At 68.8% G+C, this 19,387-nt stretch carries 18 protein-coding genes; 11 read left to right on the top strand and 7 right to left on the bottom strand.

The window, feature by feature from the left end; all coding sequences use genetic code 11:
• Window positions 1–5: 5 nt before the first annotated feature.
• The 3 genes from ABL843_RS11280 to czcI form a co-directional block, all read right to left on the bottom strand.
• The gene (locus tag ABL843_RS11280) at window positions 6–1,400 is read right to left on the bottom strand and encodes an efflux RND transporter periplasmic adaptor subunit (protein WP_418119920.1); all 1,395 of its coding nucleotides are present in this window, start codon (window positions 1,398–1,400) and stop codon (window positions 6–8) included.
• A gap of 26 nt (window positions 1,401–1,426) precedes the next feature.
• Window positions 1,427–2,776, bottom strand: a complete 1,350-nt coding sequence (locus tag ABL843_RS11275) for a TolC family protein (protein WP_418119919.1) — start codon at window positions 2,774–2,776, stop codon at window positions 1,427–1,429.
• Window positions 2,777–2,875: 99 nt separating this feature from the next.
• A complete protein-coding gene (gene czcI / locus ABL843_RS11270; RefSeq protein ID WP_126018192.1) occupies window positions 2,876–3,250 on the bottom strand; it encodes a cation efflux protein, CzcI family in 375 nt (124 codons plus the stop codon).
• Between the two features lie 176 nt (window positions 3,251–3,426).
• Here czcI and ABL843_RS11265 point away from each other — a divergent pair, with 176 nt between their 5' ends.
• Together ABL843_RS11265 and ABL843_RS11260 are read left to right on the top strand one after the other, a co-directional pair.
• On the top strand, window positions 3,427–4,104 hold the full coding sequence (locus tag ABL843_RS11265; RefSeq protein ID WP_126018189.1) for a heavy metal response regulator transcription factor: 678 nt from the start codon (window positions 3,427–3,429) through the stop codon (window positions 4,102–4,104).
• Entirely contained in the window at window positions 4,101–5,423 is a 1,323-nt protein-coding gene (locus ABL843_RS11260) for a heavy metal sensor histidine kinase (RefSeq protein WP_418119918.1), read from the top strand. The genes ABL843_RS11265 and ABL843_RS11260 overlap by 4 nt, the downstream gene beginning before the upstream one ends.
• A 6-nt stretch (window positions 5,424–5,429) precedes the next feature.
• Here ABL843_RS11260 and ABL843_RS11255 read toward each other — a convergent pair whose 3' ends face one another.
• Window positions 5,430–6,683, bottom strand: coding sequence for a cation:proton antiporter (locus ABL843_RS11255; RefSeq protein ID WP_184636454.1), 1,254 nt, complete (start codon window positions 6,681–6,683; stop codon window positions 5,430–5,432).
• A 31-nt stretch (window positions 6,684–6,714) separates the two neighbouring features.
• On the bottom strand, window positions 6,715–7,032 hold the full coding sequence (locus tag ABL843_RS11250) for a winged helix-turn-helix transcriptional regulator (protein WP_126018181.1): 318 nt from the start codon (window positions 7,030–7,032) through the stop codon (window positions 6,715–6,717).
• Window positions 7,033–7,161: 129 nt separating this feature from the next.
• Between ABL843_RS11250 and ABL843_RS11245 the strand changes: the two genes are divergently transcribed.
• The 3 genes from ABL843_RS11245 (at window position 7,162) to ABL843_RS11235 (ending at window position 8,758) form a co-directional block, all read left to right on the top strand.
• Complete coding sequence (locus ABL843_RS11245) at window positions 7,162–7,734, top strand: carboxymuconolactone decarboxylase family protein (RefSeq protein ID WP_418119917.1); 573 nt, start codon at window positions 7,162–7,164, stop codon at window positions 7,732–7,734.
• 55 nt (window positions 7,735–7,789) lie between these two features.
• On the top strand, window positions 7,790–8,089 hold the full coding sequence (locus ABL843_RS11240) for a DUF1330 domain-containing protein (protein WP_418119916.1): 300 nt from the start codon (window positions 7,790–7,792) through the stop codon (window positions 8,087–8,089).
• Window positions 8,090–8,197: 108 nt separating this feature from the next.
• Window positions 8,198–8,758, top strand: a complete 561-nt coding sequence (locus tag ABL843_RS11235; RefSeq protein WP_418119915.1) for an exonuclease domain-containing protein — start codon at window positions 8,198–8,200, stop codon at window positions 8,756–8,758.
• A gap of 36 nt (window positions 8,759–8,794) precedes the next feature.
• Here ABL843_RS11235 and ABL843_RS11230 read toward each other — a convergent pair whose 3' ends face one another.
• Window positions 8,795–11,116 carry a heavy metal translocating P-type ATPase gene (locus ABL843_RS11230; RefSeq protein ID WP_418119914.1) on the bottom strand — a complete coding sequence of 774 codons (2,322 nt, stop codon included), beginning with the start codon at window positions 11,114–11,116 and terminating at the stop codon, window positions 8,795–8,797.
• 70 nt (window positions 11,117–11,186) lie between these two features.
• On the opposite strand from ABL843_RS11230, the gene cadR reads away from it, so the two are divergent.
• From cadR to ABL843_RS11200, 6 genes are all read left to right on the top strand, one after another.
• Window positions 11,187–11,657, top strand: a complete 471-nt coding sequence (gene cadR, locus ABL843_RS11225) for a Cd(II)/Pb(II)-responsive transcriptional regulator (RefSeq protein ID WP_418119913.1) — start codon at window positions 11,187–11,189, stop codon at window positions 11,655–11,657.
• Between the two features lie 80 nt (window positions 11,658–11,737).
• Window positions 11,738–12,133, top strand: a complete 396-nt coding sequence (locus ABL843_RS11220; protein ID WP_369658681.1) for a hypothetical protein — start codon at window positions 11,738–11,740, stop codon at window positions 12,131–12,133.
• A 76-nt stretch (window positions 12,134–12,209) separates the two neighbouring features.
• Window positions 12,210–13,451 carry a TolC family protein gene (locus ABL843_RS11215; RefSeq protein WP_418119912.1) on the top strand — a complete coding sequence of 414 codons (1,242 nt, stop codon included), beginning with the start codon at window positions 12,210–12,212 and terminating at the stop codon, window positions 13,449–13,451.
• A complete protein-coding gene (locus tag ABL843_RS11210) occupies window positions 13,448–14,956 on the top strand; it encodes an efflux RND transporter periplasmic adaptor subunit (RefSeq protein ID WP_418119911.1) in 1,509 nt (502 codons plus the stop codon). Before ABL843_RS11215 ends, ABL843_RS11210 begins: the two co-directional genes overlap by 4 nt.
• Window positions 14,953–18,138 carry an efflux RND transporter permease subunit gene (locus tag ABL843_RS11205; protein WP_418119910.1) on the top strand — a complete coding sequence of 1,062 codons (3,186 nt, stop codon included), beginning with the start codon at window positions 14,953–14,955 and terminating at the stop codon, window positions 18,136–18,138. The genes ABL843_RS11210 and ABL843_RS11205 overlap by 4 nt, the downstream gene beginning before the upstream one ends.
• Window positions 18,135–18,500: a copper-binding protein gene (locus tag ABL843_RS11200; RefSeq protein ID WP_184636438.1), complete on the top strand. Its 366-nt coding sequence runs from the start codon at window positions 18,135–18,137 to the stop codon at window positions 18,498–18,500. The genes ABL843_RS11205 and ABL843_RS11200 overlap by 4 nt, the downstream gene beginning before the upstream one ends.
• 39 nt (window positions 18,501–18,539) lie before the next feature.
• Here ABL843_RS11200 and cysE read toward each other — a convergent pair whose 3' ends face one another.
• Entirely contained in the window at window positions 18,540–19,310 is a 771-nt protein-coding gene (gene cysE / locus ABL843_RS11195; protein ID WP_126018171.1) for a serine O-acetyltransferase, read from the bottom strand.
• Window positions 19,311–19,387: the final 77 nt, after the last annotated feature.

Genomic DNA, 19,387 nt, shown 5'->3' with positions numbered 1-19,387 from the left:
CTTCCTCAGTGGGTGTGCGTGGCTGAGCTCTTGCCCTGCTGCGACTTCACGACGAAGCTGCCGCTGGCCGCGTAGGCCGCGCCGGGCTTCAGCCCGCCGACGATCTCGACGCGCCTGCCGTCGCTGCGCCCGGTCTTCACGTGCTGCGGCATGAAGCCGCCGGGCACGCGCAGGAACACGGTGGGCTTGTCTTCCACGGTCTGCACCGCATCAGCCGCGACGGTCACCGGCGCCTCGGTCTCCGAGGCCACCAGCTCGACGTTTACGAACAGGCCCGGGCGCCAGATGCGATCGGGGTTGGTCAGCGTCACGCGCGCGGTGGCAGTGCGCGTCTGCGCGCCGATCAGCGAGCCCACGTACGAGACCTTGCCGGTCGCGGTCTGGTCGAAGGCGGTGGATCGGATCTTCACCGGCTCGCCGATGCGCACCAGGTTCAGGTTGTTGGCTGCCACGCTGATCTCGGCCCACACGGTCGACAGGTCGGAGATGGTGAAGACGTTGACCGCCTCGCCCACCGATTCGCCGAGCGAGATGTGCTTCTCGACCACCATGCCGTCGAAGGGCGCGCGCAGCTCGTAGCGGCCCAGCGCCGACGAGCCGGGCGTGGCGCCCAGCGCCAGCAGCTTCTGGTTGGCGTTGGCCACGGCGATGCGCGCCTCCTGCATGGCCTGCTCGGCCTGCAGGTAGTCCTGCTGCGGCGAGATCTTCTCCTCCCACAGCTTCTTCTCGCGCTCATACGTCGTGCGGGCCAGCTCCAGCCGGCGCTGCGCCGACTGCAGCTCGCTGCGCTGCTCAGAGAGCCCCGGGCTCGACAGCACCGCGAGCACCTCGCCGCGCTTGACCTCCTGGCCCAGGTTGGCCGGTACGCTGTCGACCACGCCCGCCACGCGCGGCACCACGTGCGCCGTGCGGTCTTCGTTGAACTTGATCTCGCCCGGCAGCTGCAGCGACAGCTTGATGCGCGCGGGGCCGGCGCTCTCGATGGCGATGTCGGCGGCCTTGATCTGCTCGTCGGTGAAGGCGATCTTTTCCTCGTCGTCCTCGTGGGCGGCGGACCTCTCTTCGCCTCTGGTTTCGCCGGAGGCTGCCTTGGTCTCGCCCTTGCCTTCCTCGGCGTGATGCTCCTTGTCGCCGTGGCCCTTGGCCTCGCCGTGGTTGTGGTCATGGTCTTCGCCGGCCTTGGCCTCCTTGTGGCCCTCTTCCTTGTGGCCGCCCTCCTCGTGGTGCTCGCCGTCGCCATGGCCGGCGGCTTCCGAATGGCCGGCCGCCTCGGGCTTGGCGGGCGCGCTGCGCAATATCAGCGCCCCGGCACCCGCGCCCAGCACGAGCACCGCCGCGATGGCGATCAGCTGCTTCTTGCCGACACGCTCGGAGAAAGTCTTGCGTTCTTCTGTGGTCATGATCTTTGGAATTCCTTGTTTGCCTGTCAGCGCGCGACGGGCGTGGTCATCGCGGGAGTGGTCGCGTCGCCTTCATTGCCCAGCAGCCGGTCGAGCTCTCCCGCGGCGCGGTGCGCGTCGGCCAGGGCGAGCAGGTACTGCGCGCGCACCTGGAACAGCGTGCGCTGCGCATCCAGCGCTTCGAGAAAGCTGAACTTGCCCAGCTCGAAGCCCTTGGTGGCGGCCTTGTAGGCGCTCTCGGCGCCGGGCAGCGCGTCGCGCTGCAGTGTCTCTGCGGTGGCGTGCGCGGAGCGCAGGCGCTCGGTGGCCTGTGCCACCTCGGTGCCCAGCTGCAGCTCGGCAACGGCGAGGTCGTCGCGCGCCTTTTCCTCGCGGCTCAGCGCCTCGGCGACGTTGCCTCGGTTGGTATCGAAGATCGGCAGCGGCACCGACAGCCCCAGCACCACCTGGTTGCGCCGGCTGCTGCCGGTCTCGCCCTCGGAAGCCGGCACGCGCTTGGCGCCCAGCGAGACGGTCACGTCGGGAATGCGCCTGGCGCGCTCCAGGTCGGCCAGCGCCTTGCGCCGATCGACCTCGAGCCGCGCCTGCCGCACCACCGGTGCATCGGCGAGCCTGCCGGCGATGTCCTGCGCCGAAGCTATCGCCGGCAGCTGGTCGACCGCGCCATCCACCTGCGTGAAGCGGGGAGCGGGATTACCCCACAGCGCTGCGAGCTGCTGGCGTGCCGAGCGCAGCGTGCCCTCGGCCTGCATCAGCTCGACGCGGATGCCGGCCTCGGCCACGCGCGCCTTGGTTTCCTCCAGCGGCGAGACCTTGCCGGCAGCCACGCGGTTGGCGGCAGCGCGGGTGGCGGTCTGCGCGAGGCCTACCGAATCCTGCGCGAGCCTCAGGCGCTCCTGCGCGGTCAGCACGTCGAAGAAGGCTGTGACAGTGGCCGCGCGGATCTCGGCGCGGCGCCCAGCCAGCGCCGAGGCCGCCTGGTCGCGCGCCCGCTCGGCCGCCGTGACGCGGGCCGAGCGCTTGCCGCCCAGCTCGATGGGCTGGCTCAGCTGCAGCGTGGTGGTGCGGTTGTCGCGACGCATGTCTTCCAACTGCACGTCGAGCGTGGGGTTGGGCCAGGCGCCGGCCTGGACGACGGCGCCCTCGGTGGCCTCCTGCTCGCGCAATGCGGAGGACAGGCCGGGGTTGGCCCGCATCGCCATAGCGACGGCGCTGCGAAGGGTCAGCGGACCCGCGGGCTCCTGCACACGGGTGTTGGCCGCACCGGACGGCGCGGGTTGTGAATGGGGGACTCCGGCGGAGGCCTGAGCGACCTGCGAAAAAGCCGGGGGCGCCGCCATGGCCAGCACGGCCAGCGGCACGAAGAGCGTGCGCATCGAATTCTCCTGGGTTGCGAAACAACGGACGGACGAATTCGGCGAGAGCTCGGCTAGCTGATGGTGGGTATCAGAAGGGGGTGGTGTGCTCTCGCCGAATCAGGAGGCGAGAGACCAGTCGGGGCGGACCGGAACGTCGGAGACATGCGAGGCGAAACGCTCGTCGGGCGTCGCGCGCAGCGGCTGGGCCACGCGCGCCACGGAGGCTGCCGGTTCGTCCAGCGCATCGGCATGCTGGGCATGGCCGAAGTGGCAGACGGCGCAATCGCCGACCACCGCATTGGGCTGGGTGCTGGAGTTCTTCTGCGCCCCTTCGCCGCTGTGGCTGCGGTCGGTGCCGCGGGTTTCGCTTTCGTGGTGGCCCCAGTGGTCGGGCCTGGTGTCGCGCTCATGCTGGCAGTACGCCGATGCCGACGCCCAGCTGAACTGGAACGGCAGCAGGGCGAGCATGAAGATGAGAAACCAGCGGCGCATGGAGGCAAAAAGTATATCGGCGGGCTGCATCGGGCATTTCGGCAATGGCCCTGCAAGGCGCAGGCCCTGAACGAAGCGGGCCGGCGCAATGTACGACCGGGGGGCGAGGCTTTGTCTGTCAGCAGGATTACCGAAACGTAACCCCCGTACCGGAAGTGCTTCGATACCATCCGCAGATGCGAATCCTTGTCATCGAAGACGAGCCCAAGCTGGGCGACTACCTCAAGAAGGGGCTCGAGGAGAACGGTTACGTCGTAGACATAGCCCGCGACGGCATCGAGGGAAAGTACCTCGCCACCGAGGGTGACTACGCACTGATCCTGCTCGACGTGATGCTCCCCGGCATCGACGGCTTTGCCGTGCTGCAGGCCATCCGCCGCACGAAGAACGTGCCGGTGCTCGTGCTCACGGCGCGCGACAAGGTCGAAGACCGCGTTCAGGGGCTGCAGCAGGGCGCCGACGACTATCTGGTCAAGCCCTTCTCCTTCTCCGAGCTGCTGGCGCGCGTGCAGGCCCTGCTGCGCCGCGGCAAGCCGCAGGACTCCACGGTGCTGCGGCTGGCCGACCTGGAGGTCGACCTGGTCAGCCGCAAATGCATGCGCAACCGCACGCGGCTGGATCTCACGGCCAAGGAGTTCACGTTGCTGCTGGTGCTGCTGCGCCGACGCGGCCAGATTCTTTCGCGCACCACGCTTGCCGAGCAGGTGTGGGACATGAACTTCGACAGCGACACCAATGTGGTGGAAGTGGCCATCCGCCGCCTGCGCAGCAAGCTCGACGACCCCTTCGAGGTGAAGCTGCTGCACACGGTGCGTGGCATGGGCTACGTGCTGGAAGACCGCTCCTGGACTTGAGCGCCCGGCCGCAATCCCTGCAGAGCCGGCTGTCCCTCTGGCTCGCCGCACAGACCCTGTTCGGGCTGAGCGTGATCTGCTTCGCCATCTACCTCGTCACCGCCTGGAACTTCGGCCAGAAGCAGGAAGAGGAACTCGCCAACAAGGCGGTGCTGGTGGAGCACCTGCTGCTGGAGGCCGAGAAAGGCGGCGACCTCGTCTTCCTGCGCCACAAGCTCGACGACTTCTTCTCGATGCAGGACGACGTGACGCTGTCGATCTCCGCCGGCGGCAGGCGGCTCTTCGAATCGAGGCCCGCCACCGGCGGCAAATGGATGCTGCGCGACCTGCAGGTGCCGTGGACGCAGGCCGGCGCCACCACGCAGCTGTCGGTGCGCCTCGGCGTGAACACCGCGCAGGAGGCACAGCTCCTGCGCCGCCTGGCGTGGACGCTGCTGGGCGCCGTGGTGCTGGGCACCGCGCTGGTCTCGCTCACCGGCATGTGGCTGGTGCGCCGGGGCCTGAAGCCGCTCAAGACGCTGACCGAGCGCACCGCCGCGATGGCGCCCGACAAGGCCAACCAGCCCATCGACGCCAGCGACTTCGCCGAAGAGCTGCGCCCCTGGATCACCCAGTTCAACGCCCTGCTGCTGCGGGTGCAGCGGGCCTATGTGCAGCTCGAATCCTTCAACGCCGACGTGGCGCACGAACTGCGCACGCCCCTGGCCAACCTGATCGGCTCCACCGAACTCGCTCTCACCCGCCCGCGCAGCAACGAGGAGCTGCAGACCGTGCTCGCCTCCAACCTGGAAGAGGTCGGCCGGCTCTCGGGCATCGTCACCGACATGCTTTTTCTCTCGCAGGCCGAGCGCGGCGCGCCGATGCGCACCCGGGCGGTGGCGAGCCTTGCGGCACAGGCAACCGACGTGATCGACTTCTACGACGCCATGCTGGAGGAGGCCGGCCTGCGCGCCGAGGTGCGCGGGGAGGCCATGGCCGATGTGGACGCGGCGCTGCTGCGTCGCGCGCTCTTCAACCTGCTGGGCAACGCCATACGCTTCGCGGCGCCGGCTTCGACGATACGCATCGAGATCGGCGAGGAAAGCACCACCGAGTTCGCCGTGGCCGTGGTCAACAAGGGCGAGCCCATCGACCCCGCCGCCCTGCCCCGCCTGTTCGAGCGCTTCTATCGCGCCGCACAGGCCCGCGACGGCTCCACGCGGCACCACGGGCTGGGCCTGTCGATCGTGGAAGCCATTGCCCGCATGCACGGCGGGCGGGTGTTCGCGGCCAGCCGGGGCGGCGAGACGCGTATCGGCTTCACCGTGGCGAAGCGCTGATCGAAGTCAGGGCTTCGCGTGCGCGGCGTCCGCTGCAACCGCCTGCTTGCGACCGATGAACAGGTTGATCAGCGGACCCGTCATCGCGGTGGTCGCGAGCGCCATCACCAGCAGCATGGTGAAGAGCTCCGGGCCGATCAGCCCCGCGTCGAGGCCGATCTTCATCACGATGAGTTCCATCAGCCCGCGCGCGTTCATCAGCGAACCGGTGGCCAGGCTGTCGCGCCAGCCGTAGCCCGCCATGCGCGCGCCGGCCGCGCCGCCGGCGATCTTGCCCACGGTGGCAACGCCCACGATCAGCAGCATCGCGCCCAGGCTCGCGCCCGAGAAGGCGTTGGCCGTGGTGCCAAGTCCGGCAAGGGCGAAGAAGAGCGGCATTAGCACCACGATGGAGATCGGCTCGATGCGCTCGGTGAGCGACTTCAGCAGCCGGTCGTCGCGCGGCAGGCAGGCGCCGAACAGGAAGGCGCCGAACACCGCATGCAGGTGCAGCCACTCGGTGACCAGCGAAGTTGCCAGCAGGCCGATCATCAGCGCCGCCATCACCGTGGTCGAGGGCTCGCCTTCGGGCGCCTTGACGCGCAGCAGCCACGCGAAGGCCGGCTTGAGCCCGAGGAACAGCGCCGCAAGCACCACCGCCATGCCCAGCGTGGTCTTCAGCAGCCCCTGGTAGCCCTCGCCCGCGCCGACCAGCGCGACCACCACGGCCAGCAGGATCCAGGCGAACACGTCGACCACGGCAGCCGCGCCCAGCGAGAGCTGGCCGAAGGGCGTGCGCGTCATGCCGCGGTCTTTCAGGATGCGCGCCATCACCGGAAAGGCGGTGATCGACAGCGCCGCCGCGATGAAAAGAGCAAAGGGCCAGAAGCCGACACCTGCCGGCGCGAGCGTGGGATGCAGCGCCGGTGCGATCGCGATGCCCAGCGCCATCGGCACGACCACGCTCAGCACGCCCACGTAGCCCGCCGAGCGCAGCTGCTCGCGCACGCCCTTCGAGGCACGCAGCTCGAGGCCGACCACGAACATGAAGAGCACCAGCCCCAGCGTGGAAAGCGAGGAGAGCCCCTGCAGCGACTCCTTCGAGAACAGCTGCGCGTGCAGCGAGGGAAAGAGCGCGCCCATCACGACCGGCCCGAGCATCAGGCCCGCGGCCATCTCGCCGACCACGCCGGGCTGGCCCACATGGCGAAGGATCCAGCCGCAAAGACGCGCAGTGACCAGGATGACGATGAGCTGCAGCAGGAGCGAAGTGACGGACATCGGGTAGCCGGGAGTTGGATTTCGGCCGATGTTAGTTCGAAGCCGCGTCGTCGAGCCAGCGGTTGGCCCACTGGTTCAGCGGCAGCAGGCGCCTGACCAGCTCCGCGCCGGCCTCGGTCAGCACATAGCCCGCCACGGCGAGCTCGACCACACCGGCCGCGCGCAGCTCCTTGAGCCGGTCGTTCAGCACCGAGGGCGACATCTGGTCCGTGCTCGTGCGCAACGCCCTGAAGCTCTGCGGCTGCCCGTCGCGCAGCTCCCAGAGGATGCGCAGCGTGCCCTTGCGGCCGAGCTGCTCCAGCAGCCGCATGACGGGGCGGCGCGATGCGGCGGGTTGTGCGTCTTCCATGCGAAGCCTTCATTGATCGATCGTGCGAGTGTACGCGCTTGCGCTACGCAATTCGTAGCGATAGACTTCGATCGACCGCTACGTATTTCGTAGCGATTTCAACCCGGTTGCAACGAAGGAGACAACCTCTTGACCGACACCACCACACAGCGCACCCCGCGCATCCCCCCGCTCGAAGCCCCCTACCCCGAGCCCATCGGCGAGCTGCTCACACGCATGACGCCGCCGCAGGCGCCCGAAATACTCGCGCTGTTCCGCGTGCTGGCCGTCAACCCCGCGCTTGCCGAGCGCACGATGGAACTCGGCCGCTACCTGCTGGGCCGCAAGGCGGCCATCAGCCTGCGGGAACGCGAGATCGTCATCCTGCGGGTCTGCGCCCGCTGCGGCGCCGAATACGAATGGGGCGTTCACTGGACCGGATTCGCCGACGCCGCCGGCTTCGACGACACCGACCGCCGCGTGATGGCATCGCCCGACGGCGATCTCTCGCTGCTCGCCCCACGCGACCGTCTGCTGGTGTCGATGGTCGATCAGCTCCACCACACCAGCGACGTCGACGACGCGCTGTGGGAAGCCCTGCGCGCCCACTGGAGCCACGCACAGCTCATCGAACTGATGATGCTCGCGGGCTGGTATCACTCTGTGAGCTATGTCTGCAACGCGGCGCGCGTGCCGCTGGAGAAGTGGGCCGCGCGTTGGTGACTGCAAGCCGCGCCAGAGCCTGCTGGAATACACGGGCAACAACAGGACAGCAGCCATGACCGCCTACATCGTCGCCCAGCTCAAGTTCACCAAAGTAGAGGCCTACCGCCGCTATCAGCGCGCCTTTCCGGCGGTGTTCAGCCGCTTCGACGCGAAGCTGCTCGCCGCCGACGAGGCACCTGAAGTCCTCGAAGGCGAATGGCCGCGCGACAAGCTGGTGATGATGGCCTTCGAGAACAAGGAAGCAGCCCGGGCCTTCCAGGATTCGCCCGAGTACAGCGCGATCGCACAGGACAGGAAGGCCGGGGCCGAAGCCGTGGTGCTGTTGGTCGAGGGCTTCCCGGGACGCCCGTAAACTTTGGGATGCCTGTCACCAGCGGCCTCCGACGCTTGATCGGCTCACTACAAGACACCGATTCGGCATGCGAGATAGGCAGAGCCGAACCTACCGAGGAATCCGCCAATGCAGGCAGAGCGCTATCTGGTGATCGATTTCGAAGCCACATGCTGCGACCATGGAACGGTGCCGCGCGAGCAAATGGAAATCATCGAGTTCGGCGCCGTCATGGTCGATGGCTCGACATTCAAGTCGGTCGATGAGTTTCAGAGTTTCGTCAGACCCCAGCGGCATCCCAGGCTCACGCCCTTCTGCACGAAGCTGACGTCCATCCACCAAGGCGATGTCGACAGCGCGCCTCTGTTCAAGGACGCTGTGGGCCTGTTCAAGAACTGGCTCTACCGCTACAGCGGCTTCGCCTTCTGCTCCTGGGGCGACTACGACCTGAAGCAGTTGCGGCAGGACTGCGATTTCCACAGGGTGCCATACCCCATCAGCGCGCCGCACCTCAACGTCAAGCGCTTGTTCGCCGAACGCCAGAACCTGACCAAGAAGCCAGGGCTGGGTGACGCGGTACAACTGGCGGGGCTGGAGTTCTCTGGTGTGCACCATCGAGGCATCGACGATGCACGCAACATCGCCAGACTGCTGCCGTATGTGTTCGGACAGGCAAGGCTGGCCGACTGACGCGTAGCCGCCTCAGCCGGACGGCCATCGCCGTGCTCACTTCTGCGCGCGCATCAACCGCAGCCCGTTCGCCACCACCAGCAGGCTGGCGCCCATGTCCGCGAACACCGCCATCCACATGGTCGCGCTGCCGAACACGGCGAGCACGAAGAACACGGCCTTGATACCCAGCGCCAGCGTGATGTTCTGCCAGAGCACCGAGTGGGCGCGGCGCGAAAGACGGATGGTTTCGGGGATGCGGCGCAGGTCGTCGTTCATGATGACCACGTCGGCCGCCTCCATCGCGGTGTCGGTGCCGGCGCCGCCCATCGCGAAGCCGATGTCGGCCTGCGCGAGCGCGGGGGCGTCGTTGATGCCGTCGCCGGTCATCGCTGCGGCGCCGTAGCGCTGCTGCATGGCCTTGACGGCGTCGAGCTTCTCCTCGGGCAGCAGGTTGCCGCGCACGTCCTCGATGCCGGCATGGGCGCCGATGGTCCTGGCGGTGGCGGTGTTGTCGCCGGTGAGCATCACGGGCACGACGCCCAGCGCGCGCAGCTCGGCCACCGCCGCCTGCGACGACTCCTTGATGGTGTCGGCCACCGCGAAGAGCGCGAGCACGGCCTTGTCCGAAGCCAGCAGCGTGACGGTGCGGCCGGCTTCCTCGTGGCGCTCGAGCTTGGCTTCGAGCGAGGGTGTGCAAAGGCCGCGCTCCTCGATGAGCCGGTGGTTGCCCAGCACGTAGACCTGCCCCGCATGCGCGGCCTGCACGCCGCGGCCGGCCAGCGCGGTGAAGTCGGCGACTTCGCCCTGCGGTCCCTTCAGCCCCTCGGCGATGGCCTTCGACACCGGGTGATCGGACCGGCCGGCAATGCTCGCAGCCACGGCGAACACGGCCGCCTCGTTGCCCGAGGATTCGCCGATCAGCGACGACTCCACCAGCTTCGGCTTGCCTTCGGTGATGGTGCCTGTCTTGTCCAGCGCCACGGCCTTGAGCTTGCGCGCCTCTTCGAGGTAGGTGCCGCCCTTGATGAGAATGCCGCGCCGCGCGGCCGAAGCCAGCGCGCTCACCACCGTCACCGGCGTGGAGATCACCAGCGCGCACGGGCAGGCGATGACCAGCAGCACCAGCGCCTTGTAGATGGCCTGCAGCCAGGTCCAGTCCATGAAGAAGGGCGTGAGCACCGCGACGGCCAGCGCCAGCACGAAAACGGTGGGCGTGTAGATGGCGGCGAACCTGTCGACGAAGCGCTGCGTGGGCGCGCGCGAGCCCTGCGCCTCCTCGACCGCGTGGATGATGCGCGCGAGCGTGGTATTGGCCGCCACGGCAGTCACGCGGAACTCCAGCGCGGCCGTCTGGTTGATGGTGCCGGCGAACACCTGGTCGCCGATGGTCTTGTCGACCGGAATGCTCTCGCCGGTGACCGGCGCCTGATCGATCGCGCTGGAGCCTTCGGTGACGATGCCGTCCAGCGGCACGCGACCGCCGGGGCGGATGCGCGCGATGGCCTGCAGCGGCACCTCGCTCGCCATCACCGTCTTCCAGCTGCCATCGGCCTGCTTCACCTCCGCCTGCTCGGGTGCGAGCGCCAGCAGGCTCTGGATGGCGTTGCGCGCGCGGTCCACGGCGCGGGCCTCGATGAGCTCGGCAATGGCGTAGAGCGCCATCACCATCGCGGCCTCGGGCCACTGGCCGATGATGAATGCGCCGGTGACGGCCACCGCCATCAGCGCGTTGATGTTCAGGCGCCCGCGCACCAGCGCCGCGAAGCCCTTCTTGTAGGTGTCGAGGCCCGCGAGGCCGATGGCACCCAGCGCCAGCGCCATCTCGAACACCATGAAGCCCCGGCCCTCCAGCCCCATGAACGAGACCGACTCGGCCGCGATCGCCAGCACCAGCGCCGCGACCAGCCGCGCGAGCCCGGCGCTCATGCCGGCGATCTTCGCGGGCGCTGCCGGGGCTGCCTGCGCGCCCGGTGCATTCAGCGGCTCGGGCTTGAAACCCGCCTTGCGGATGGCGGCAAGCGCCTCGGGCAGCACGCCGTCGTCGGTGGTGATGGCCATGGTGCGCTCGCCGAGGCGGAAGCGCAGCGCCTTGACGCCCGCGATGGGCTCCAGCGCGCGGCGGATTTCGGACTCTTCCACCGCGCAGTCCATGGTGGGAATGCGAAAGAGCAAGGCGCCGGTGGAGACATCGCTCACATCGGGCGCCAGGGGGATCGCCGAGTGGCTGCTTGCGCTGCAGCCGCAGCACGCATCGGCCGCCTTCGGCTGCGTATGCTCGTGCGTGTGACCATGCCCCTCTTCATGGGCATGCGGATGCGGATGAGAGTGCGCATGCGCGCGCGGCACGGGCGGGTTCAGGGCGTTCTGGTTCGTCATGGAATCGATTGGAAACCCTGAAGCAGGTGTAGAGTCAATCACTCATTCCCACTCGTTCATTTGCCGCATCATGAAAATCGGTGAACTGGCCAAGGTCGCGAACACGCCGGTCGAAACCATCCGGTACTACGAGCGCGAGCAACTGCTGCCCGAGCCCGCGCGCACCGAGGGCAACTACCGCATCTACGACGAAGACCACGCCCAGCGCCTGGGCTTCATCCGCCGCTGCCGCTCGCTGGACATGACGCTGGACGAGATCCGCAGCCTGCTCAAATTCCGCGATGCGCCGCAGGAAGACTGCGGCGAGGTCAACCAGCTGCTGGACGACCACATCGGCCACGTGGCCGCGCGCATCGCCGAGCTGAAGACGCTCGAGAAGCAGCTGAAGGCGCTGCGCCAGCAGTGCTGCGGCCCCGAATCGGCGAACGCCTGCGGCATCCTGCAGGAGCTGGACACCACCGCGCTGGCACCCGAGAGCTTCGGGCAGCACGCGGGCCACGTGCACGGTTCGCTGCACGGCACGGCCAAGCGTTCGGGCTGAAGTTCGGGCTGGAGCCCCCGGGCCACCACCCTCGCTCCCCCGGGGCAATTCCGCGGCGCTACACTCCACGCCCGAAATACATGCCCGACATGTCCCGCCGGCACTCCCTCCATCGCTGCCTGACCGCGTTCCTCGTGGTCCTGTCGCTGCTTTTCTCGCAGCTGGCACTGGCGAGCTATGTGTGCCCCGGCACCCCTGACACCGACTCGATGGCCGAGATGATGGCCACCGGCGCCCCCTGCGAGGGCATGGACATGGCGCAGCCGGTTCTGTGCTTCCAGCACGCGGCCGACATGTCGCTCTCGTTCGAGCCCGTCAAGCTCGCCACCCCGTCGCTGCCCGCCATCGTGCAGCTCGTGGTCATGCCCGTGGTGCTGGCGTCCGAAGGCCTTGAGCTTCCGCGGCAGGCCGTTCCCGAGCGGCAGCATCCGCCGCCCGATCCCGTCTTTCTCTCCACGCTCAGACTGCGCGTCTGAAATCTCCGTCGACTGACCGGTGCTGGCGCGGCTCGTCCGCCTGCCAGCGATCACCTCGTTCGTCCGCGGAGTTTTCATGTCCATTCCCTTTTCGCGCGCGGCCGTGCTGGCCGTTGCGTTGCTGCCGTACCTTGCGACGGCGGCTCCCATATCTCCCATGTCCCTGGAGGCGGCGCTGCAGCTCGCGGCCCGGCGCTCCGAAACCATCCGCGCTGCCCGCGCCGGCGCACTGAGCGCGACGGAGGCGGCGCATTCCGCCTCCCAGCTTCCGGACCCCACGCTGCGCATCGGCGTCGACAACCTGCCCGCAACCGGCCCCGATCGCTTGCGCACCACCCGCGACTCGATGACGATGAAGCGCATCGGCATCAGCCAGGAGTGGCTTTCCGCCGAGAAGCGCGCCGCGCGCCAGGCCGCCGCCGATGCCTCGGTCGAGCGAGAAACCGTGCTGGTCCAGGCTGCCGCCGCCGATACCCGGCGCCAGACCGCGCTCGCCTATGTCGATGCCTTCTACGCGGGCGAGAGCCTGAAGCTCGCAAGGCTCATGGAGCACCATGCGCACGAGGAGCTGGAGGCCGCTCGCGCCCGCCTGTCCTCCGCCACGGCCAGCAGCCAGGAAGTGCTCGCGCTCGCAGGTGCCAAGGGCGTCTCGGAAGACGAGTCAGCCGAGATCCTCCAGCAGCAAGGCAGCGCAGCCGCCGCTTTCCAGCGATGGGTAGGCGTGCCGCCTGAGGAATTGCTGCCTCCCGGAACCATCGCGCAGCCCTCCGAAGAAAGCTACGTCGCCTCTCACCCCACGGTCGCGGCGATGCAGCGTGAGGCCGAGGTGGCGCGGCGAGCAGCCGCCGTCACCGCATCCGAACGCAAGCCCAACTGGACCTGGGAAGTTTCCTACGGCCAGCGCACCGGCTACTCCGACATGGTCTCGGTGGGCGTGAGCATCCCCCTGCCGGTGGCTCCCGGCGAACGACAGGACCGCGACACCGCCGCCAAGCTCGCGCTGGCCGAGAAGGCCGAAGCCGACCTGGCCGAAGCCTCCCGGGCCGCGACCGCCGAATACCGCTCGCTGCGCAGCGACGCGCAGCGCCTGGAGCAGCGCATCGACCGCTACCGCAGCGCCGTCGTCGCTCCCGCCAGCCAGAGAACGGCTGCTGCGACAGCGTCCTACCGGTCGGGCCAGGGCAGCCTCGTTGCGCTGTTCGAGGCGCGGCATGCCGAAGTCGAGGCACAGCGCAAGCTGCTGGCGCTTCAGCGCGACCTTGCAAAGACACAGATCCAACTGGCCTACCGGCCACTCACGGCAGAGGTGACGCAATGAACAGAACCCGCATGATCGTCGCGTCGCTGCTGGCAGCCTTGCTGCTCGCAACAGGCGCCTTTCTCCTGGGCCGCAACACGGCCCAGCCCGCGAACACACCGGCCGCCACATCCACGACGGACGGCCGCAAGGTCCTCTACTGGCACGACCCCATGGTGCCCGGCCCGCGCTTCGACAAGCCCGGCAAGTCGCCGTTCATGGACATGCAGCTGGTCCCCATGTACGAAGACAGTTCGACGGGCCCGGCCAGCAGCGGCGTGCAGGTGAGCCCCGGGGTTCAGCAGAACCTCGGCATCCGCTACGCCAGCGTGCGGAAGACGCAAGGCTCCACCTCCTTCGATGCGCTCGGCACCGTCCGATTCGACGAGCGCCTCAACGTCGCCGTGCAGACGCGCGTGGCCGGCTACGTCGAGCGCCTGTCGGTGCGCGCGCCGATGGAGCGCGTCCGCAAGGGGCAGGCGCTGGCGACCGTCTTCGCACCGGAATGGCTCGGGCCGCAGAACGAGTTCCTCGCCCTCAAGAGATCGGGCGTCGCGCCCGATCTGGTCGCCGCCGCACGCGAGCGCATGCGGGCCATGTCCATCCCCGACGAGCTCGTCCGCCGCAGCGAGCAGACCGGCACGGCGCAGGCGCGCTACGTACTCTCCGCGCCGTCCGACGGCGTGGTGGCCGAACTGGGCGTGCGCGAAGGCGTGGCCGTCACGCCCGGCATGACGCTGTTTCGCATCGCGGGCCTCGAGAAGATCTGGGCGGTCGCCGAAATTCCGGAAGCGCAGGCGGTGCGCCTCGCGCGCGGCCAGAAGGTCAAGGCGGTGCTCCAGGCCGACGCCGCCCGGACATTCGACGGAACGCTCGACGAGATCCTTCCCGAAATCGACGGCTCGACCCGCACGCTGAAGGCCCGCTTCGAAGTCGACAACAGAAACGGAGCGCTGACGCCCGGCATGCTGCTGCGCCTGCAGGTGGCCGGCCCCGCGTCGACGGACACACGGCTGGTCGTGCCCTCCGAGGCCGTCATCCGCACCGGCAAGCGCGCCGTCGTCATCGTGCGCAAGGCCGACGGCGCCTTCGAGCCGCGCGAGGTGTCGCCGGGCGCGGACCAGGGCGAGGACACCGAAGTGCTGTCGGGCCTGAGCGAAGGCGAGCAGGTGGTCGCCAGCGGCCAGTTCCTGATCGACTCGGAGGCGCGGCTGCGCTCCGTGCTCGGCAACATGGCTGCGTCCGCGCCGGTGCCGACGCCCGAAGCGGCAGCAGCACCAACTCCGGCCGTCCACAAGGCCGAAGGCAAGGTCGAGAGCGTGGACCCCGACGGCATCACGATCTCGCACGGCCCCGTCGCGACGCTCAAGTGGCCGTCGATGACGATGGGCTTCGCCAAGGCCTCGCCGGGCGCCTTCGCGGAGATCAGGCCGGGCGACCAGGTCAGCTTCGAGTTCAGGGAAGGCGGGCCGACGGGCTATGAGCTGGTCACGGTCCAGCGCGTGGAAAGAGGCGCCAAACAATGATCGCCGCCGTCATCCGCTGGTCGGTCGGCAACCGCTTCCTGGTGCTGATCGCCACCCTGTTCCTCGTGGCCGCGGGCTGGTGGTCCGTGGCCCGCACGCCGCTCGATGCGCTGCCCGACCTGTCGGACACGCAGGTCATCATCCGCACGCCCTTTCCCGGCAAGTCGCCCCAGGTGGTGGAAGACCTCGTCACCTACCCGCTGACCACCACCATGCTCAGCGTGCCCGGTGCAAGAACGGTGCGCGGCTACTCCTTCTTCGGCGATTCCTTCGTCTACGTGCTGTTCGACGACAAGACCGACCCGTATTGGGCCCGCTCGCGCGTCGTCGAGTACCTCAACCAGGTGCAGAGCAGGCTACCGGCGGGCGCCAACGCCTCGCTGGGGCCCGACGCCACGGGCGTGGGCTGGGTCTACGAGTACGCGCTGGTCGACCGCACGGGCAAGCGCGACATCGGGCAGCTGCGCGCGCTGAACGACTGGTTCCTGAAGTTCGAGCTCAAGACCGTGCCCGACGTGGCCGAAGTCGCGAGCGTCGGCGGCATGGTGCGCCAGTACCAGGTGGTGCTCGACCCCGACCGCATGCGTGCGCTCGGCATCACGCAGCCGACGGTGGTGGAGGCGCTGCAGAAGGCCAACCAGGCATCGGGCGGCTCGGTGGTCGAGTTCGCCGAGGCCGAGTACATGGTGCGTTCGCGCGGCTACCTCCGCTCGCTGGACGACTTCCGCTCGATTCCGCTCTCGGTGACGGGAGCGACGCCGGTGCTGCTGCGGGACGTGGCGACCGTGCAGGTCGGTCCGGAGATGCGCCGTGGCATCGCCGAACTCGACGGCGAAGGCGAAGTGGCCGGCGGTGTGATCGTCATGCGCTCGGGCAAGAACGCCCGCTCGACCATCGAGGCCGTGAAGGCGAAGCTGGCCACGCTCAAGCCCAGCCTGCCGCCGGGCGTGGAGATCGTGCCGACCTACGACCGGTCGCTGCTGATCGACCGCGCGGTGGAGAACCTGCGCGGCAAGCTGATCGAGGAATTCGTCGTGGTGGCGCTGGTCTGCGCGGTGTTCCTGTTCCACCTGCGCTCCGCGCTCGTGGCGGTGGTGGCCTTGCCGGTCGGCGTGCTGGCGGCCTTCATCGTCATGCACTGGCAGGGGGTCAACGCCAACATCATGTCGCTGGGCGGCATCGCGATCGCCATCGGCGCGATGGTGGACGCGGCCATCGTGATGGTCGAGAACGTGCACAAGCACATCGAGGCCTTCGAGACGGCGCAGGGCCGCCAGCCCACGACGGCGGAGCGCTGGCGGCTGGTGGCCGACGCCTCCGTGGAGGTCGGGCCCGCCCTCTTCTTCTCGCTGCTGGTGATCACGCTGTCCTTCGTGCCGGTGTTCTCGCTGGAGGCGCAGGAGGGGCGACTCTTCTCGCCGCTGGCCTTCACCAAGACCTACGCGATGGCGGCCGCTGCCGGCCTTTCGGTGACGCTGATTCCGGTGCTCATGGGCTATCTGGTGCGCGGACGCATCCCGCATGAAGACGCCAATCCGGTGAACCGCTTCCTGATGGCTGCGTACCGGCCCGCGCTGGAACTGGTGCTGCGCTTTCCCAAGGGCACGCTCGCCGTTGCCGCGGTGGTGCTGGCGCTGAGCGCCGTGCCGCTGGCTCGGCTGGGCGGCGAGTTCATGCCGCCGCTGGACGAGGGTGACCTGCTGTACATGCCCTCCGCGCTGCCGGGGCTGTCGGTGTCGAAGGCCTCCGAGCTGCTGCAGCAGACAGACCGCATGATCAAGACGGTGCCCGAGGTCGCCAGCGTGTTCGGCAAGGCCGGCCGCGCGGACACGGCGACCGACCCCGCGCCACTGGAGATGTTCGAGACCACCATCCAGTTCAAGCCCCGCTCGCAATGGCGCACCGGCATGACGCCCGACAGGCTGGTCGAGGAGCTGGACCGCGCGGTCAAGGTGCCGGGCCTGAGCAATGTGTGGGTACCGCCCATCCGCAACCGCATCGACATGCTGGCCACGGGCATCAAGAGCCCGGTTGGCATCAAGGTGGCAGGGGCCGACCTGGCCACCATCGACGCGCTGACCACGCGGATCGAGGCGGCGGTCAAGGGCGTGCCGGGTGTGTCCTCGGCGCTGGCGGAGCGGCTCACGGGCGGGCGCTACATCGATGTCGACGTCGACCGGATCGCGGCCGCGCGCTACGGGCTCTCGGTGGCCGAGGTGCAGGCGGTGGTGTCCACCGCCATCGGCGGCGAGAACGTGGGCGAGGTCATCCAGGGCCGCGAGCGCTACCCCATCAACGTGCGCTACCCGCGCGAGATCCGCGACTCGCTGGAGCGGCTGCGGCAGCTGCCCTTCGTGACAGCAAGGGGCGCGCAGCTGCTGCTGGGCGATGTCGCGCGGATCACTGTCGAGGACGGCCCGCCGATGCTGCGCAGCGAGAACGCGCGGCTGTCGGGCTGGGTCTACGTCGACGTGCGCGGCCGCGACCTGCGCTCCGCCGTCAACGACATGCAGGCCGCGGTCGGCAAGGCCGTGCAGATGCCGGCCGGCTACGCGGTGTCGTGGTCCGGCCAGTTCGAGTACCTGGAGCGCGCGACCGAGCGGCTGAAGCTGGTGGTGCCGGTCACGCTGGCGGTCATCTTCGTGCTGCTGTATGTGCTCTTCAGGTCCTTCGTCGACGCGGCCCTGGTCATGGCGGCCGTGCCGTTCTCGCTGGTCGGCGGCTTCTGGCTGATCTGGGCGCTGGGCCATTCGATCTCGGTGGCCACGGCCGTGGGCTTCATCGCACTGGCCGGCGTGGCGGCCGAGTTCGGCGTGGTGATGCTGGTCTACCTGAAGAACGCGCTGGCGCGCCGCCTCGAGGCCGGGGAGCCGATGAACGACCGGACCCTGCTCGCCGCGATCCGCGAAGGCGCCGTGCTGCGCGTGCGGCCCAAGGCCATGACCGTGGCCGTCGTGATGGCGGGCCTGCTGCCCATCCTTTGGGGCAGCGGCACCGGCTCGGAGGTCATGACCCGCATCGCTGCGCCGATGGTGGGCGGCATGGTCACGGCGCCGCTGCTGAGCATGCTGGTCGTTCCGGCCGCCTGGTACCTGCTGCGCCGGCGTTCGGCTCGCAGCCATTCATCTTCCGTTTCGCTTCCCTTCGTTTCCAACCAACCCGACCAAGGAGTCACTCAATGAAAGTCTTGCACCCTCTCGCATTCGCGCTGCTCGCCGCATCTGCGGCCGTCGCCCAGGCCCAGGCCCAGTCCCAGGCCCAAATGTCGAAGGACGACATGTCGCCCATGAAGATGCCGGCGGCCGGGCAGCAGGCTGGCGCCATGATGACCGACGCTGTCGTTCAGAAGATCGATGCTGCCAAGGGGCTAATCGTGCTGAAGCACGGCGACATCCCCAACCTCGCGATGCCGGCGATGACCATGGGCTTCGACGTGGCCGACCGAAAGATGCTCGACCCGCTCAAGCCCGGCGACAAGGTCCGGTTCCATGTGGAGGTCGTGAAAGGCAAGCCGACGGTGACGCAGCTCGAAGCTGCGCGCTGAGCACCGGAAGGGCCGCGCGGACGCGGCCCCTTCAGCCAGCTACTTGCCGATGAGCTGCGAGAGCTTGTCGGCCTCGAAGCTCTCGTCGCGCGCCGCGTCGCCAGGCACGCAGTCCTTGCTGCCGGGTTGCGCCGAGAGCTTCTCGATGGCCTGCCACAGCAGCGCGATCTGGTGTTCCTGGCTCGATGCGTTTTCGATCAGGCTGCGCATGGCCTGGCTCAGAGGATCGTCGTCCTGCGTGATGCCGTAGGCGGAGAACTTCTGCGGCGTGGCCACGTCGGCGCTCTCGCCGGCCTTCGAGGGGATGATCCGCGCCGGGATGCCCACCGCCGTCGCGCCGGCCGGCACCGGCTTGATGACCACCGCGTTGCTGCCGATTTTGGCGCCGTCGCCCACCACGAAGCCGCCCAGCACCTTGGCCCCGGCGCTCACGACCACGTCGCGCCCGAGCGTCGGATGCCGCTTGGTGCCCTTGTAGAGCGAGGTGCCGCCCAGGGTCACGCCCTGGTAGATGGTGCAGCCGTCGCCGATCTCGGCCGTCTCGCCGACGACGACGCCCATGGCGTGGTCGAAGAACACGCGCTCGCCGATCTTGGCGGCGGGGTGGATCTCGATGCCGGTCAGCCAGCGGGCCCAGTGCGCGATGGCGCGCGCGGGCCACTTGAAGCCATGGGTCCAACAGGCGTGCGCCCAGCGATGCAGCACCACGGCGTGGAAGCCGGGGTAGACCGTGATCACTTCCCAGGCGCTTCGGGCGGCCGGGTCGCGTTCGAGGATGCACCGGATGTCGGCGCGCAGTCTGGAGAACATCGCTGCCTTGTGCCTTCTGTCTGTTGTCGTTATATCGATAGGGGCCGCGCAGTCTAAGGCCGGGCGTCTTCGCGTAC

Source organism: Variovorax sp. 350MFTsu5.1, assembly GCF_048302515.1.
Classification (GTDB): domain Bacteria; phylum Pseudomonadota; class Gammaproteobacteria; order Burkholderiales; family Burkholderiaceae_C; genus Variovorax; species Variovorax guangxiensis.
The sequence above is the reverse complement of the archived record's forward strand: the minus strand, read 5'-3'. Positions and strand labels throughout refer to the sequence as shown.